Origin of the sequence: Xanthomonas sp. WHRI 6106, assembly GCF_040202405.1 — a bacterium.
Lineage (GTDB): Bacteria > Pseudomonadota > Gammaproteobacteria > Xanthomonadales > Xanthomonadaceae > Xanthomonas > Xanthomonas cannabis.
This window is the reverse complement of record NZ_JBEGFC010000010.1, coordinates 29,972-43,897: the sequence shown is the minus strand read 5'-3', so window position 1 is coordinate 43,897 and position 13,926 is coordinate 29,972. Positions and strand designations below refer to the sequence as shown.

General features: G+C 64.3%; 16 protein-coding genes. 10 read left to right on the top strand and 6 right to left on the bottom strand.

Annotation, left to right across the window (positions count from 1 at the left end):
• Nucleotides 1–6: 6 nt before the first annotated feature.
• Nucleotides 7–750 carry an SDR family oxidoreductase gene (locus ABQZ09_RS14650; RefSeq protein ID WP_349777240.1) on the bottom strand — a complete coding sequence of 248 codons (744 nt, stop codon included), beginning with the start codon at nucleotides 748–750 and terminating at the stop codon, nucleotides 7–9.
• An 86-nt stretch (nucleotides 751–836) separates the two neighbouring features.
• Here ABQZ09_RS14650 and ABQZ09_RS14645 point away from each other — a divergent pair, with 86 nt between their 5' ends.
• Complete coding sequence (locus ABQZ09_RS14645) at nucleotides 837–1,424, top strand: TetR/AcrR family transcriptional regulator (RefSeq protein ID WP_349777239.1); 588 nt, start codon at nucleotides 837–839, stop codon at nucleotides 1,422–1,424.
• Between the two features lie 130 nt (nucleotides 1,425–1,554).
• Here the strand turns inward: ABQZ09_RS14645 and ABQZ09_RS14640 are convergent, their stop codons facing one another.
• Both ABQZ09_RS14640 and ABQZ09_RS14635 read right to left on the bottom strand, forming a co-directional pair.
• Complete coding sequence (locus ABQZ09_RS14640) at nucleotides 1,555–1,887, bottom strand: hypothetical protein (protein ID WP_184553919.1); 333 nt, start codon at nucleotides 1,885–1,887, stop codon at nucleotides 1,555–1,557.
• A 116-nt stretch (nucleotides 1,888–2,003) separates the two neighbouring features.
• Nucleotides 2,004–2,618 (bottom strand): acetyltransferase domain-containing protein, encoded by a 615-nt coding sequence (locus ABQZ09_RS14635; protein ID WP_349777238.1) that lies wholly within the window; start codon nucleotides 2,616–2,618, stop codon nucleotides 2,004–2,006.
• A 143-nt stretch (nucleotides 2,619–2,761) separates the two neighbouring features.
• On the opposite strand from ABQZ09_RS14635, the gene ABQZ09_RS14630 reads away from it, so the two are divergent.
• A complete protein-coding gene (locus tag ABQZ09_RS14630) occupies nucleotides 2,762–4,804 on the top strand; it encodes a TonB-dependent receptor (protein ID WP_349777310.1) in 2,043 nt (680 codons plus the stop codon).
• A gap of 498 nt (nucleotides 4,805–5,302) precedes the next feature.
• Entirely contained in the window at nucleotides 5,303–6,193 is an 891-nt protein-coding gene (locus tag ABQZ09_RS14625) for a pseudouridine synthase (protein WP_349777237.1), read from the top strand.
• Nucleotides 6,194–6,223: 30 nt separating this feature from the next.
• Here the strand turns inward: ABQZ09_RS14625 and ABQZ09_RS14620 are convergent, their stop codons facing one another.
• Nucleotides 6,224–6,469 (bottom strand): helix-turn-helix domain-containing protein, encoded by a 246-nt coding sequence (locus tag ABQZ09_RS14620; protein ID WP_184441832.1) that lies wholly within the window; start codon nucleotides 6,467–6,469, stop codon nucleotides 6,224–6,226.
• A gap of 111 nt (nucleotides 6,470–6,580) precedes the next feature.
• Here ABQZ09_RS14620 and ABQZ09_RS14615 point away from each other — a divergent pair, with 111 nt between their 5' ends.
• From ABQZ09_RS14615 to ABQZ09_RS14605, 3 genes are all read left to right on the top strand, one after another.
• Nucleotides 6,581–6,859 (top strand): hypothetical protein, encoded by a 279-nt coding sequence (locus tag ABQZ09_RS14615; RefSeq protein ID WP_228315348.1) that lies wholly within the window; start codon nucleotides 6,581–6,583, stop codon nucleotides 6,857–6,859.
• Nucleotides 6,860–7,019: 160 nt separating this feature from the next.
• Nucleotides 7,020–7,583: a TetR/AcrR family transcriptional regulator gene (locus ABQZ09_RS14610; protein ID WP_349777236.1), complete on the top strand. Its 564-nt coding sequence runs from the start codon at nucleotides 7,020–7,022 to the stop codon at nucleotides 7,581–7,583.
• A gap of 43 nt (nucleotides 7,584–7,626) precedes the next feature.
• Nucleotides 7,627–8,106, top strand: a complete 480-nt coding sequence (locus tag ABQZ09_RS14605; protein ID WP_349777235.1) for a nuclear transport factor 2 family protein — start codon at nucleotides 7,627–7,629, stop codon at nucleotides 8,104–8,106.
• Between the two features lie 62 nt (nucleotides 8,107–8,168).
• On the opposite strand, the gene ABQZ09_RS14600 is transcribed toward ABQZ09_RS14605, so the two are convergent.
• Nucleotides 8,169–8,600, bottom strand: coding sequence for a hypothetical protein (locus ABQZ09_RS14600; protein ID WP_349777309.1), 432 nt, complete (start codon nucleotides 8,598–8,600; stop codon nucleotides 8,169–8,171).
• A 235-nt stretch (nucleotides 8,601–8,835) separates the two neighbouring features.
• On the opposite strand from ABQZ09_RS14600, the gene ABQZ09_RS14595 reads away from it, so the two are divergent.
• Nucleotides 8,836–9,237 carry an antitoxin Xre/MbcA/ParS toxin-binding domain-containing protein gene (locus ABQZ09_RS14595; RefSeq protein WP_166752819.1) on the top strand — a complete coding sequence of 134 codons (402 nt, stop codon included), beginning with the start codon at nucleotides 8,836–8,838 and terminating at the stop codon, nucleotides 9,235–9,237.
• A gap of 139 nt (nucleotides 9,238–9,376) precedes the next feature.
• Here ABQZ09_RS14595 and ABQZ09_RS14590 read toward each other — a convergent pair whose 3' ends face one another.
• On the bottom strand, nucleotides 9,377–11,008 hold the full coding sequence (locus ABQZ09_RS14590) for an alpha/beta hydrolase (RefSeq protein WP_349777234.1): 1,632 nt from the start codon (nucleotides 11,006–11,008) through the stop codon (nucleotides 9,377–9,379).
• A gap of 324 nt (nucleotides 11,009–11,332) precedes the next feature.
• Between ABQZ09_RS14590 and ABQZ09_RS14585 the strand changes: the two genes are divergently transcribed.
• The 3 genes from ABQZ09_RS14585 (at nucleotide 11,333) to ABQZ09_RS14575 (ending at nucleotide 13,873) form a co-directional block, all read left to right on the top strand.
• Nucleotides 11,333–11,584: a helix-turn-helix domain-containing protein gene (locus ABQZ09_RS14585; protein ID WP_349777233.1), complete on the top strand. Its 252-nt coding sequence runs from the start codon at nucleotides 11,333–11,335 to the stop codon at nucleotides 11,582–11,584.
• Nucleotides 11,581–12,858 carry a HipA domain-containing protein gene (locus ABQZ09_RS14580; RefSeq protein WP_349777232.1) on the top strand — a complete coding sequence of 426 codons (1,278 nt, stop codon included), beginning with the start codon at nucleotides 11,581–11,583 and terminating at the stop codon, nucleotides 12,856–12,858. The genes ABQZ09_RS14585 and ABQZ09_RS14580 overlap by 4 nt, the downstream gene beginning before the upstream one ends.
• Before the next feature lie 454 nt (nucleotides 12,859–13,312).
• Complete coding sequence (locus ABQZ09_RS14575) at nucleotides 13,313–13,873, top strand: hypothetical protein (RefSeq protein WP_349777231.1); 561 nt, start codon at nucleotides 13,313–13,315, stop codon at nucleotides 13,871–13,873.
• The last annotated feature ends 53 nt before the right edge of the window (nucleotides 13,874–13,926 follow it).

The following is a 13,926-nucleotide window of genomic DNA, read 5'->3' as shown; positions in this document are numbered from 1 at the left end:
GCAGGACTAGATGGCCATGACCCCGCCATCAATGAACAGTTCGTGCCCCGCCATGAAACTGGACGCGTCCGAGGCAAGGAAAAGCACCGCTTCGGCAATCTCCTCCGCGTTACCGAGCCGGCCGAACGGGATCATCTGCTTGAACGCATCCTCAGCCCCTGCATTTGCTTCCAGGTAGGCCTGCATGGCCGGCGTGTGGACCATGCCGGGCGAAACCAAATTCACCCGTATGCCGCGGCTCTTCAGGTCGGCCGTCCAGGTGCGCGCAAAGGAGCGGATGGCAGCCTTCGTGGCGCTGTACACGGACAGTGCGCCGATCCCCTTGCTACCAGCCACCGAGCCCGCCAGGATCACGGCGCCGCCAGTTGCCATCAGCGGCAGCGCCTTCTGCACGGTGAAGACCGTGCCCTTGAGGTTGGTCGCCAGCAGGCGCTCCAGGTGCGCGACGTCGATTTCGCCAAGCGCCGCCGACTCGGAAACGCCGGCATTGGCGAAGACGATATCCAGCCGGCCGTGCTCCTGCTGGATGCGCGCATAGAGCCTGTCCATATCCTCCGGCACGCCAACATCGCCCTGCACGCCCACTGCGCCGCCACCGATTTCCGCCACGGCAGCGTCCAGCCGGTCCTGCCGTCTTCCCGTGATGTAGACCCGCGCGCCTTCCATCGAAAACGCCTTCGCCGTCACCAGTCCGATGCCGTCGGTACCACCGGTGATCGCGACCACCTTGCCCTCGAATCGCTTGCCCATCTCGCGTCCTTTGTAAGTGGAGGATTGCTCCACTTAGTATATGGAGGTAGCCTCCACTTACACAAGCCAGCCCGGGAATAGCCACGTTGACCGCCGACACCCCCTTGCGCGCCGATGCCCAGCGAAACCGCGAGCGCCTGCTCGCCGCAGCTGAGGAGGTGTTCCTGGAGCGCGGCGCCGAGGCGTCGATGGAAGACGTCGCAAAACGCGCCGGCGTGGGCATCGGCACGCTATATCGGCGCTTCCCCACACGCGAGTCGTTGTTCGCCGCGGTCTACAGCGGGCGCTTCCTTTCGCTCGCCGCTGCCAGTCATGCCCGTGCCAGCACGCTCGATCCGCTAGCCGCGCTACGCGCGTATCTCGAGGAGCTGGCGCAACACACCAGCGTCTACCGTGGGCTCGCCGCCTCGCTTGGCGAGGTGCTGCAGAGCGGCACGCCAGGCTGCGATGCCATCAGCACGGAGGGACAACGGCTATTGCGGAGCGCGCAGAAGACCGGTGTCGTCCGGCGCGACGTCTCTTTCGACGATCTTGTCGTGGTCGCCACCGCCACCTCGCTGGCCACCGAGCAGCTCGGATCGCCGAGAACCCGCATCGCGCACCTGATCGGGCTGTTCCTCGACGGCATCGCTACGCAAAGAACGGGTCCAGCAGCACTAAAGAAGTCAGCCTGACCCTCGCTACTCTGGCCAAGGCGAGCGCAATGCGCTGATCGCTTACGCGTGTATGCGCCATCCGCTGCAACTGCGGCGACGCCTGCGACCAAAATGACGAAGCCCGCAGTGCGGGCTTGCGGTGATGCGCTTATTTGGCCGGCACGCGCTGGTACTGCTCGCCGCCGGTGTTGAGGTGACCGTTGCTCTCGTCGATGGCGAAGTTCACCGTCTCGCCATCGTTGGTCACCTGCAGCGCTCCGTCCTTGTAGACCGCCGGGTAGCTTTCGGTCTTAGGCTGGCGGCTGAAGAACTTCGGCGTAGTGCTGCGGACCATGAAGGTCTCGCCATTGCGCTCGATGTCCATCGTCTCGTCCTGCGTTTGCACATTGACCCAGTGGCCGACGAACTGCTCGCCCTCCACCTTGGCGCAACCGCTCACCAACAATGCCGCGGCCAGCGCGGTGCCCATCCACTTCATCATCGTGCGTTCTCCAGTTGAATCTGGGGCGAGAATGGCGGGTTGGGGATGTATGGGAGGTCAAGAGTCAACACAACATGCAGCGCGGCACGTATCGCCCGAAGGTCACTCACCGCATCTCAAAAATACTTCAACCACGCCACATCGCGCCGGGCGGCCTCAGGCCGGGAGAACCATGCGGTGGGAAGGTAGAGCGGAATGATCAGCACCACGTACCACGCCAGCACCCAGCCGTAATGGTCCACGCCGAACACCGTGCCCTGCGTTGGCCCCCAGATCGCTTCGGCGGCGTGGCCAGCAGCAGCTTGCGCGGCAGGCCGATCAACAGGGCCAGCACGATCATGCACATGCCGATGCACCAGATCACCTGCAGCCAGAAGGTCGGGCTGGCCACGCCCCAGTACAGCTCGGAGAGAAACAGCACTTCCAGCGCCATCAGTACCAGGGCGCGCTTGATCAGGAACAGGCGGGTCTCTGCCAGGGTGTGCTTGGTGCCAAAACAGATAGGCGGAAATACCGGTGAGCGCGACGAACACCGGCGCGCACAGGCTGGCGGCGAGGCGGGCGTAATACAGGCCCGGCAGCGCGGTCGTCGCGTCGATGGGGTCGGCCACCGGCACATGCAGAAACCAGGTTTCGCGCAGGTGGTCCAGCAGCATCAGCACCATGACGACGCCGCGCAGCGCGTCGATGCTTTGCAGGGCGGCCGGCGTGTGCGTGGGTGCAGCCCTCATTCGTCTCCCTTTACTCGCGTCTTCGGCTCAGCCGACAGCACAACGCGGAGCGCCAGCAGGCTGGGCCGCGAGCAACGGATGTTATAATATTCCATTCACCCCCCCACAAACTGCGGCTGCCTGTGACCCGTTCGTCCTTGTCCTTGACCCAAGTGTTGGCTGCCTCGTTCGTCACCGTGCTGTTTCCGCCGGAGCTGCGCGCCCAGTCGTCCGATTCAGCGCTGACGCTCGGCAAGGTGGATGTGCACCACCACGCCGATGGCCAGCTGGCATCCCATCAGGTACTCACCTCGGTGGACGTGCTGGGTGCCGATGAGATCGAGGACAAGAACGTATCGCAGAGCTGGGAGCTGCTGGGACAGATGCCCGGCATCCAGCTCACCGAGACGCGGCAGGGCAATGAATCGGGCAAGGTCAGCTTCCGCGCGTTCAACGGCGAGGGCTACATCAACGCCATCAAGACCTTGATCGACGGCATCCCCAGCAACGTCAACAGCGGCAACCAGCGCTTCATCGACATGCTGTTCCCGCTGGACATCAGCTACATCGAAGTGGTCCGCGGCACCAACGATCCGCGCTACGGGCTGCACAACATCGGTGGCAACGTCAATTTCGGCACGCGGCAGGGCGGCAACTACACCGACGCGCGCCTGTCCTACGGCAGCTTCAACACCCGCGATGCGCAGCTGGCGGTGGGGCGCGAGCACGAGGGCTTCGCGCAGAACTATTTCGTGGGGTGGCAGGCATCGGACGGCTACCGCCAGCACGACACGTCCAGCAAATACTCGCTGGGCGGCAAGTGGTACGTCGGTAGTCTGGAAGAGGGCATGCGCATCGGCTTGACCGCGCGCGTGTACCACAACGAGGCCGACGAACCGGGCTTCCTGACCGCCGAGCAGTTGCGTACCGCCCGCCGCGTCACGCAGCCCCACAATTTGAACGACGGCGGCGACCGCGACATGCGCCAGCTGGGTCTGCACCTGGACATGAAGCTCAGCGATGCGGTGTTCTTCGGCACCAAGCTGTACTACAACAGCTACGAAGACGACCGTCGGGTGACCTTCAGCGACCTGCCGGTGGGCAATGCGCCACGCCAGCGCCGCATCTGGGACGAATCGCAAATCGGCATGCTCAACACGCTGACCTGGCGCGCCGACGACCAGCTGACCCTGGAAGCGGGCCTGAACTACGAGCACCAGGACAACCGCTACCAGCGCCTGCGCTTTGCTTATAGCGAGCCCACCGATTTCAACGCGCGCCCTGCGCGTGTCCAGAACGACGACCGGCATACGTTCGACAACTGGGGCGCCTATGTACAGGCCATCTACCAGCCGATCGAGGCGTTGAAGATCGTGCCGGCCTACCGCGTGGACCGCTTCGACGGCGACACGACGCTGCCGGGCGGTGTGCGCGCCCCGCTGCAGCGCTACGGCACCATCGAGCAGCCCAAGCTCAGCGTGGTGTACGCCTTCACCGAGCGCACCAATGTCTATGCGAACTGGGGCCGCACCTTCCAGGTACTCACCGGCTCCACTCCGCCGGCCTACCTGACCCCGGGCCAGGCCGCCATCGGGCCGTCCACCAACACCGGCATGGAGCTGGGCATGAAGTTCAGCCCATTGCCGCGCAGCCAGGCGCGCCTGGCGATCTGGCAGCAGGACGCGGCCAACGAGATCTCCAACATGCCGGCCACCGGCACCAACGTGGTGCTGGGAAAGACCCGGCGCCGCGGCGTGGATGCGCAGATCAATGCCCAGCTGGGCGAGGCGTGGACGGTGTGGGCATCGCATGCTTACCAGGAGGCCAAGATCGCGCGCGATGGACGCGATGCCAGCGTCTCCATCCAGGGCAACGAAGTGATGGCCACGCCGCGCCACATCAGCAATATCGGCGTGGACTACCAGGCGAGCGATGCGCTCAAGCTCGGGCTGCAGGGCCGTGCGCAGAGCGATTACTACCTGGAAGAGCGCAATGTGGCCGGCAAGTTCGGCAGCATGGCCACGCTCGATCTCACCGCGCGCTATCAGGTCAACCCGGCGTGGAGCGTGGACCTGCAGCTGCGCAACGTCACCGGGCGCCTGTACGACTACGCCTGGTACGACAGTTTCTTCCAAGCACAGGCGCAGCCCATGTTCTCGCCATCGGCTGGGCGGCAGGTGTTTATTGGCGTGAACCTGAAGCTGTGAGGCTGGATTGCTGCGGTTGATGCTGATGCTGTGGCAAGCGGGAGCAGACGTGCGTAAAGATGCCTGCGCACGTGCAGGGCGCAGGCATCTTTACGACTTAGCCTTGTCACAAGCAGCTTGTGGGTGCACTGCACCCAACCGCTAGTAATGGGACATAGTGTGGGTGGTTCGAGGCACCGCACCCAACCTTGCGACGATGCGCGCGAGCGTGCGTCCTTTCCAGTATCACAGCTTCCACCGCCCTTCTTGAGGCGCATCACGGCGGCCGGCAATGCCTGCTGCCTTGAAATACCCGTCACTGCTTCCGCATCCGGTGGCTGCACCGCGCATCGCAGTCCCTTGCCAGCCGGCCACGTCGCAATAGCGCCCGGCAGGGTGTGCTGCGTAACGCTCGCCGGCAATCCTCCTCACAGCGCTGCTGGCGACGCCTCGCGGAGAGCACCGGCACGGCACGGTACGATTGCCGCTTCTGAGCCCGAGTGCATCTGCGTCGTTGCCATGTCTGCTGCCCGCCCGATCCGCGATGGCATTCCTGCCAGTCGTTTCCAGCTTCCGGCCGGTCCCTGGGGCACCGTGCTGGAGGCGCTGTGTGCGAGTTTCCCGGGCGTGGACGCCGCCGCGTGGCGCGCCCGTTTTGCGCGTGGCCGTGTGCTGGATGCACAGCAGCAGGTAATGGATGTCGATGCGCCCTACCGGCTGGGCGCAGAACTGTATTACTTCCGCGAAGTGGTCGAGGAGCCGGTCGTTGCGGCAACAGAAACGGTGGTGCATGCCGATGCGCAGGTGATCGTGGCCTGCAAGCCGCATTTCCTTCCGGTGGTTCCCGCAGGCGCCTACATGCGCGAGACCTTGCTCACCCGGCTGGCACTACGCTTGGACAACCCGTCGTTGGTGCCGCTGCACCGCATCGACCGCGACACCGCCGGGCTCGTGCTGTTTTCGGCCAACCCGGCCACGCGCGGGGTCTACCAGGCGCTGTTTCGTGAGCGGCGTATCCGCAAGCACTATCTGGCAGTGGCAGCGCCGCTGCCGGGGCTGACGTTTCCGTATGTGCATCGCAGCCGGCTGGAGCCGGGCGAGCCGTTTTTCCGCATGCGCGAGGGGGTGGGCGAGCCGAATAGCGAAACGGTGATCGATGTGGTCGCGCGCGGTGCAGACATGTGGACCTATCGACTGGAGCCGGTCACCGGGCGCAAGCATCAGTTGCGTGTGCATATGGCCGCACTGGGCGCGCCGATCCTGCATGATCGCTTTTATCCCGAGCTGGAAGACCAGCGGCCCGATGATCCTGAGCGGCCGCTGCAGCTGTTCGCGCACACGTTGGCGTTTGATGATCCGATGACCGGTGAGCCCCGAAGCTTCACAGCGACGGTCGGGCCGAACAATTAGGAACGAAACAACACCACCGTCCCGGTGGATTTACTTCAGTTCTTTCTCGAACTCTGTGACGAACTTGGTCAGCGAGGTTCCGCAGGCGTTGCAGAAGCTTCGCAACTGAAGCAAGTCCATCCGGCGACTGCCTCGCTCGACATCGCTCACATACGACTGTGGGCGCTTGAGTGCTGTACTTAGGGCGGCCTGCGTTAGCCCAGCGGAGAGGCGAAGCTCGCGCAGTTGCTGCAGCAAGATGTCGTAATGATCTTTATGGATTGACTTGATTGGCATGGCGGCAACGTTGATAGGCCGCACTAAAGCTATATCCCCTTTTCAAATATCTGAAAAAGGGATAAATTCGGGTGACGGATATCTCATCCGCTTACGTCGAGGACGGATGCCATGACGACTTCGAAAACCCGCAGGATGACTACGCTGCTGTCGCAGCAAGAACACTTCACCTTCGGTGTCACCGTCGAGCAGATCGACCGGTTCCACACGCTGCTGCGCACGATCACCGCGCAAAGCGACATGGTGGCGGTGTGCAGCGGCCAGGCGCTGGACAACGGCAGCGTGTCGATCCTGGGCGAGAGCATCTTCAATGCCGCGCGTGCGCTGCGCGGCATCGTCGACGAGATCAATGCACAACCGCTGTGCGGCGAACACCAGCGCCTGTGGTAGACGAGGTGGCGATGGGCCGGCTGCCGCCGCGTGTGGTTGCCATGCAGCCACGTGCATGAGCACACGGAAGACGGGCTGGAGCTGGATCCAAGGCCATGCGCCGTATTGACAGCAGAGAATGATCGTTCTACTTTGTCGAGAACGATCATTCTCAGTCCGCATGAAGCCCTCGCTGCCCGAACCTGAACCCCACGCCGCGCTGCTCGATGCTACCGAGCGCCTGATCTATGCCGGTGGCATTCACGCCACCGGCATGGAGGCGATCGTCAAGGCGTCCGGGGTGGCACGCAAGACGCTTTATCGCCTGTATCCCACCAAGGACGCGTTGGTGGAAGCGGCCTTGTTGCGCCGGGACGAACGCTGGATGGCCTGGTTCGTGGCCGCCACCTCACACAGCGACGATCCTGTCGCGCGCTTGCTGGCGTGCTTCGACGCGCTGCAGAGCTGGTTTGCCGATAACCGCTTCCATGGCTGCGCGTTTCTCAATGCGGCAGGTGAAATCGGCGACTCGAACCATGTGATCCGCAGGGCGGCACGCTTGCACAAGCAGCGCTTGCACACGTATCTGCACGACCTGGTGGTGGCCACCGGCCGGCCAGAGCCGGATGCGCTGGCGCAGCAACTATTGGTATTGATCGACGGCGCGATTGCCGTTGCGCTGGTCTTTGGCGGTACGGAGTCTGCAACCACCGCCCAACAGGCTGCCCGCAGGTTGCTTGGGTAGCGTCCTTTCCTTTCCTGTTCTGCCTTCTGTGAGGAGTGTTGCCATGTCATCGCCTGCATCGTCCCGCCCGCCGCTGCCGCCCTTCACCCACGACAGCGCCTTGCTGAAAGTACGTCTGGCCGAAGACGGCTGGAACAGCCGCGATGCGGCCAAGGTGGCCCAGGCCTATAGCGTGGATACGCGTTGGCGTAACCGCGCCGAGTTCGTCACCGGCCGCGATCAGGCGCAGGCCTTCCTCGAACGCAAATGGGCCAGGGAACTGGAGTACCGGCTCATCAAGGAGCTGTGGGCATTCAATGAAAACCGCATCGCGGTGCGCTATGCCTACGAATGGCGCGACGACTCCGGCAACTGGTTCCGCTCCTACGGCAACGAGAACTGGGAATACGATACCGACGGCCTGATGCGCGCGCGTCACTCGTCCATCAACGACCTGCCCATCCAGGAATCGGAGCGCAAGTTCCACTGGCCACTCGGGCGCAGGCCCGACGCGCATCCGAGCCTGTCCGATTTGGGTCTCTAGGCACGCCAGCGACCGGCGGCGGCATGAGCGCGCGGACGATTCCATCGCGCGCGCTCACGGACTCAACGCACCTTGTACAACACCGCCGCGCCGGGCCTGGGCTCGAACATCGGCACGGTCTGCTGGTTGAGCGCGGTGCCCTTGGCATCCCACACCAGCGTTTCGACGGGGTAGTCGTCCTTGCGGGTCATCGCGCCGATCTGTTGCACGATCACGGTCTTGGCGGCCGGCACGTCCGGGTTCCAGGCGAACACGCCCAGGCGGCCGTAGAACACGGCCGGGGCGGCGGCGTCCAGGCGGCGGTCCGGGCACATGACCAGGCCGCGTTCCAGCATCACCCGCAGCGCGCCCACGGGCATGGCCTTGACGGTGGGGCTGGTGCGCTCGGTGCTGTGGCCGGGGCAGACATTGGCCGAGCGGGTGATCATGTCTTCGGCCACCTGTCGGTCGGATTGAGCCAGCGCCGGCAACGCGGCGGTGGACAGGGCAAGCATGGCAACGGCGGACGTCCAGTTCATCGGGTCACTCCTCATGAGGTGGCATTCCTGATGCGGCAGGCCGGGCGAACCGGGCCGCTGCCAGGCAATGCGCCCGGATGCTAGCACCCCACCCGTGAGGTGCCGCCGATGCCAATGCCGGCTGACTGGCAATGCGCGTGTCGGGAGACTCCCGATTGAGCGCCGCTGCCCGCACCGCTAGCGTGCGCGCACGATACAACCGGATTGCCCCGTGGACCGCGCCGACCTCATTGCCTCACTGCTCACCGGCATGCGCCGCGCCGAAGCGCTGCGCGCGCAGCCATCCGGCTATAGCACCGCACACAGCGCGCAGATGGCGGTCGACCACGGCAAGGCCGCCGATGCCGAGTTGGTGCTGTCGCTGTTCAAGTTCAGCCCGGAGCACCTGAAGCTGCTGGGCAGCGCCGGCATCGAAGCGCTGGGCGAGATCGTCTGCCATGCGTGGGCGTTGCATGGCGGCAACAACGAGGCGCTGATCCGCTGGTTCCGCGAGCCGATGAACGCGCTGGATGGGCAGACCCCGGCGGCCTTGGTGCGCGCCGGTCACATCAAGGTGCTGCTGCTGGTGTTGCGCCAGCAGATGGAGTGGGAGCTGCCCAAGCGCTCGGCGTGAGGTGCGCCGCAGCGGGCGACGCAGGGGGCGTGAGCGAGTGGTGTGCCGCGCACCGCTGCCAGCACGCTTACCTCGCGCATCGCGTGTCGGTCACAGACATGGCCAGCCCGTCGGCCGGGCCAGCCAGGCCGCTACGCGCTTACTGCTTCGGTCGCGCCACCGCGTACATCTCCCAGGCGATCTTCTTCATCAGGGCGTTGCTGTCGTCGCCCTCCTTGTACAGGTCGAAGTGGGTGCGGCCTTCCAGGTAGCGGAAGTCGCTCTTGGCGCCCAGCCCGTCCAGCACCGCCTGGAACTTGCGCGCCGCGCCATCCAGGTAGAACGTGTCGGCGGTGCCGACGATCAGGTGGATCTTGCCGTCCAGATCCGGCTTGAGCGTGGGCCACTGCGCAGCCACCCGTGCGGCGATGTCGTAATGGTCGCGCCAGTACGCCACCACCGTGGGATCGACCTTGCCGGTGGTGCGGTCGAACATCGGCACCGGGCGACCGTCTGCGCCACGTGGGGAAAACACCCAGTCGAACGAGGTGAACTGGCCGCCGTACTGGCCCAGCACCGCTTCGAGCTTGGCGAAGGTTTCCAGATCGGCCACCACCTTGCCCTGGTCGCGGATCAGCGGGAACTGGCTGCCGTCTGCGCGCCGGTAGACATTGGCGTTGGGCGCGTACAGATCCGGCCCGGTGAAGTCGTGGAAGTCGCTGGAATCGGGCGAGGTGGACCAGGTGCCGCCGAACAGCTTGGGGTAGCGCGTCTGCAGCCACAGCGTGGCCCAGCCGCCGGACGAATGCCCGTTCAAGAACCGGCCCTTGGCCTTGCCGTCCATCTTGTACTGGCGTTCCAGCGCGGGAATCAGCTCTTCGGTCAGTGCGGTGCCCCAGGGGCCATTGTTGACCGAGTCGGCGAACTCGTGGGTGCCGGTGGGCGTGGACTGGTCCAGGAACACCCAGATCATCGGCGGCATCTGCTTGGCGGCCATCGCCGCCCAGGTGGACGCGATGCTGCCGGCAAAGCGGTTGTAGTTGCCGCCGAAGCCATGGGTGACATACACGGTGGGATAGCGGGTGGCGGCCTTGGCGTCGTAGCCGGGCGGGGTGAGCACGCGCGCGCGCAGGGAAACCGGCCGGCCCCAGAATGCGCTCAGCGCGGGGCTGACCATCGACGCATCGGCGCTATGCAGCTTGGCCTCGGGCACGGCATCGCGCACGGCCTGCGGCGCACGCGGCGAGACCTGCCACGGGTCGTCCGAGGCCGGCACCTGCGTGCTCAGCGTCAGCGCGGGCAGCGCGGCATGCTTGCCGCCCAGGATGACCGGCGTGACGGCGCTCAGCAGGTCGCCGCCATCGCGGCCCATGTAGCCGTAGCTGTGGTTGGGATCCAGCACGGCCTGAAACAGATACTCGCCAGCCGGTAATGCCGAGAACCCGCTGGGGAAGGCGATGTTGTCCAGATCGATCTGCACGCTGCCACCCGGCGCAAGGCCGGTCACCTCCTGCGCGGCCACTGCGGTGGCACTGGGGCGGAACGGGTTGGTATCCACCGCTTCCACCTTGCCGGCCTTGCCGTCCTTGCTGGACTGCTGGGCCTGGGCCTCGGCATCCTTGGCCAGCGTGGCGAACACCAGCAGCCGGCCGGAAGTGGGCTGGTCGGCGGCACCGCCCAGGGTGACACGCAGCAAGCGATGGGCCGGCGCAGGCGCGGCGGCATGCGCGGTGCTGGCGCACAGCAGGCCAACGGCCAGGCCCACACGCGGAGCAAGACGATGTAGGGACATGCAGATCCTTTGAAACCCAGGTGGATGGAGTGGGCGCGCACGGCCCTGAGCAGACTGTAGCCAGTTCCGGTTGGTCGCGTGCTGCAAGGTGCGAGATCTGGTCTCCGTAGCCGAGCTATGTACCGTTGGAGCTCCGCCAGGCAGCGCGTGGGCTCGTTTTCCCTTCGCAGCAGCGACTGCTCAAGCAATGAAACTAAAGTGAGAGTTAGGTTTGGCCTGGCCTGCAGCTGACAAATGCCCAATCTAACGCCTGCTTTAGTTTTTACTTGTTGCCGTCAAATTGCAGAGGTAATCTAAAGTCCGCTTTAGATTCGGTAATTCACTATGCGCGTCCCAATTGACCAAGCATCCGACATCGGCGCCTATGTCCGCTCAGTGCGCAAGGCACAAGGTCTACGTCAGGACGACCTGGCTGCGCTGGCCGGCACCAGCCATGTGGTGCTGGGCAATCTCGAGCGCGGCAAGGACACCGTGCAACTGGGCCGGGTGTTCGAACTGCTGCGGCAATTAGGCATCCAGGTCCAGCTGGATCTGCCGGTGGAACTGCCTGCGCCGGTAGCCAAGCACGCCGAATGAACACCGCCGATGCGCCACGCAGCCTTGAGCTGTGGCTGGAAGAGCGCCGCATCGGGGAGTTGCGCGAGCAAGGCAATATATGGGCGCTTGCGTACGACCCGGCGTGGCGAATGGACGGCTTCGATCTGTCTCCAGCATTGCCATGTCGCGCGGGCGAGATCGTTGATGGCGGCAGCCAGCGCCCGGTGCAGTGGTTCTTCGACAACCTGCTGCCCGAGGAGGGCGGACGCCGGTTGATCGCCAGCGACGCCGGCATCGACGCGGCAGATGCTTTCGGCCTGTTGCAACGTTTCGGCCCGGAGTCGGCCGGCGCGCTGACTTTGCTCAGGCCAGGCCAGCAACTGCCGCCGCCGGCGCTGCAGCCGCTGAGCGATGTCGCGCTTTCTGCGCGTATTCGCGCCTTGCCTCGGCAACCGCTGACCCATGGCGCACCCAAGCGCATGTCGTTGGCGGGCGCCCAGCACAAGCTGGCGGTGGTGCTGGAGCAGGGGCAGTTGTGGGAGCCGGTGGGCACGGCTGCGTCCACCCATATCCTCAAACCCGACCACGAGCATGTGGACGACTACCCGCACAGCGCGGTCAATGAATGGTTCTGCATGCAGCTGGCCGCTGCCTGCGGACTGCCGGTGCCACAGGTGGCCGTGCGCCGCGTGCCGGAACCGGTGTATCTGGTCCGCCGTTTCGACCGCATCGGCGATGGCCTGCAGGCACAGCGCCGTTATGCGCTGGACGGTTGCCAACTGCTGTCCCTGGATCGTGTTTACAAATACCAGCAAGCCACCAGCAGTAACTTGCGCGCGCTCGAACGCATCAGCCGTATGCCTGCGGCCACGCGCATTGCGTTGCTGCGCTGGCAACTGTTCAATTTCTTCATCGGCAACAGCGATGCCCACCTGAAGAACCTGAGCTTCCTGCGCGGCGCAAATGGCTGGGAACTCGCCCCGCATTACGACCTGCTCAGCACCAGCGTCTACAAGGCCCCCGACTGGGGCTTGGACGAACTGGTTTTCCCGATGGGCACTTCCCACCGTTATGACGCCATCGGCCGGGATGATGTCGCCGCGTTTGGCCACTCCATCGGCGTACCGCCAAAACTGACATTGCGACACCTGGATGAACTAGCCATCGCGATCAGACGGGAATCGCACGTGGTGCTGCAGAGCTACGAACAAGGCGCCACGCATGCAGTCGATCCTGGCGAAGCGCGCTTGCTGCGGCAGATTGTGTTTGGGCCTGTGGTGGATGCGTTGGAAGCGGTGGCAGTGCTGCGTTAACTATAGCTGCCATTGGTTCTCACCCTAGTTACGCCAGCTTTGCCTGCGACGCTCGCCTCTCAAAGCTACCTCGCTCAGTCGCGAAATAGAACCAAATTTCGTGTGCCAAGAGGGGTCATGCCTTGGTGCGGTCTCGATTGATGTCTGATTCGAGCAAGAGGTGTCGCTTTATTTGCTTCCAAAATCCGAGCTGCATCACGCAACGATGTCGTTGAGACGATTTGCCGGGTTTGCGAAGCGTTGGTCTTCAACGATGCATACACCAGCGGCGTGGCCAGCTGGGTGGCGTAGGTGTGGTACTCCCACACACGCGCATGGTGTCATCGTACGCAATCGATCATCTGCCGCTTGGCGTTATGCACAGGTGCCGTTGCGAGTTCCATTCAAGACGCAAGCGGCAGCCGCGCAAGAGCCACTGCCGACACCTTGCATCGCTGACAAAGGAGTGATCGAAATGAAACGTAGAAACAGCTATCGCGGTGCGCTTGCGGCATGTGGCCTTTCGCTCGTCGTGGCCGCGTTGTGCATGGACGCTGCCGTTGCAGCACCGGTCACCGGAGCGGACAAGGTCACGCTGACCCATGTCTTTGCCACGCTGCAGACGGGTCAGCAGGATCAGAAGCCGGAAGATATTGCGGCCTGTCGCAAGCAGGTGTCGGCACCAGATTCCAAGTATCTGGGGATGACGGTCACCACCAAGTACTCCATCGACGTGCAGTCCAAGATCATGTCTGCTTCCTCCTCGCTGCCCTCTCCGGTTGCCACGCAGCCGCTGGTGCTCACGGTGCCGCTGTCGCCGTTGGGCCTGTCTGGCGAGTATGCCTTCGGGGCATTTCGACCGAGCGCGCTGCCCAACACGTATGTGCTGTTCTCGGTAGGGCTGGATTTCAAGGGGCCGCAGTCGTCCGTGCTGGTGCTCAACAGCGACAAAGCCTACAACTGCCTGGTCACCAGCAATCCGGCGCCGTTCAAGGGGTCACTGGGTACAAAGCTCGGCAAAGACCAGGGGAAGTGATGGCTGCAACCGCCGGCTAATTGACGAACGGGCTGAAGACATCTTCGGCTCGT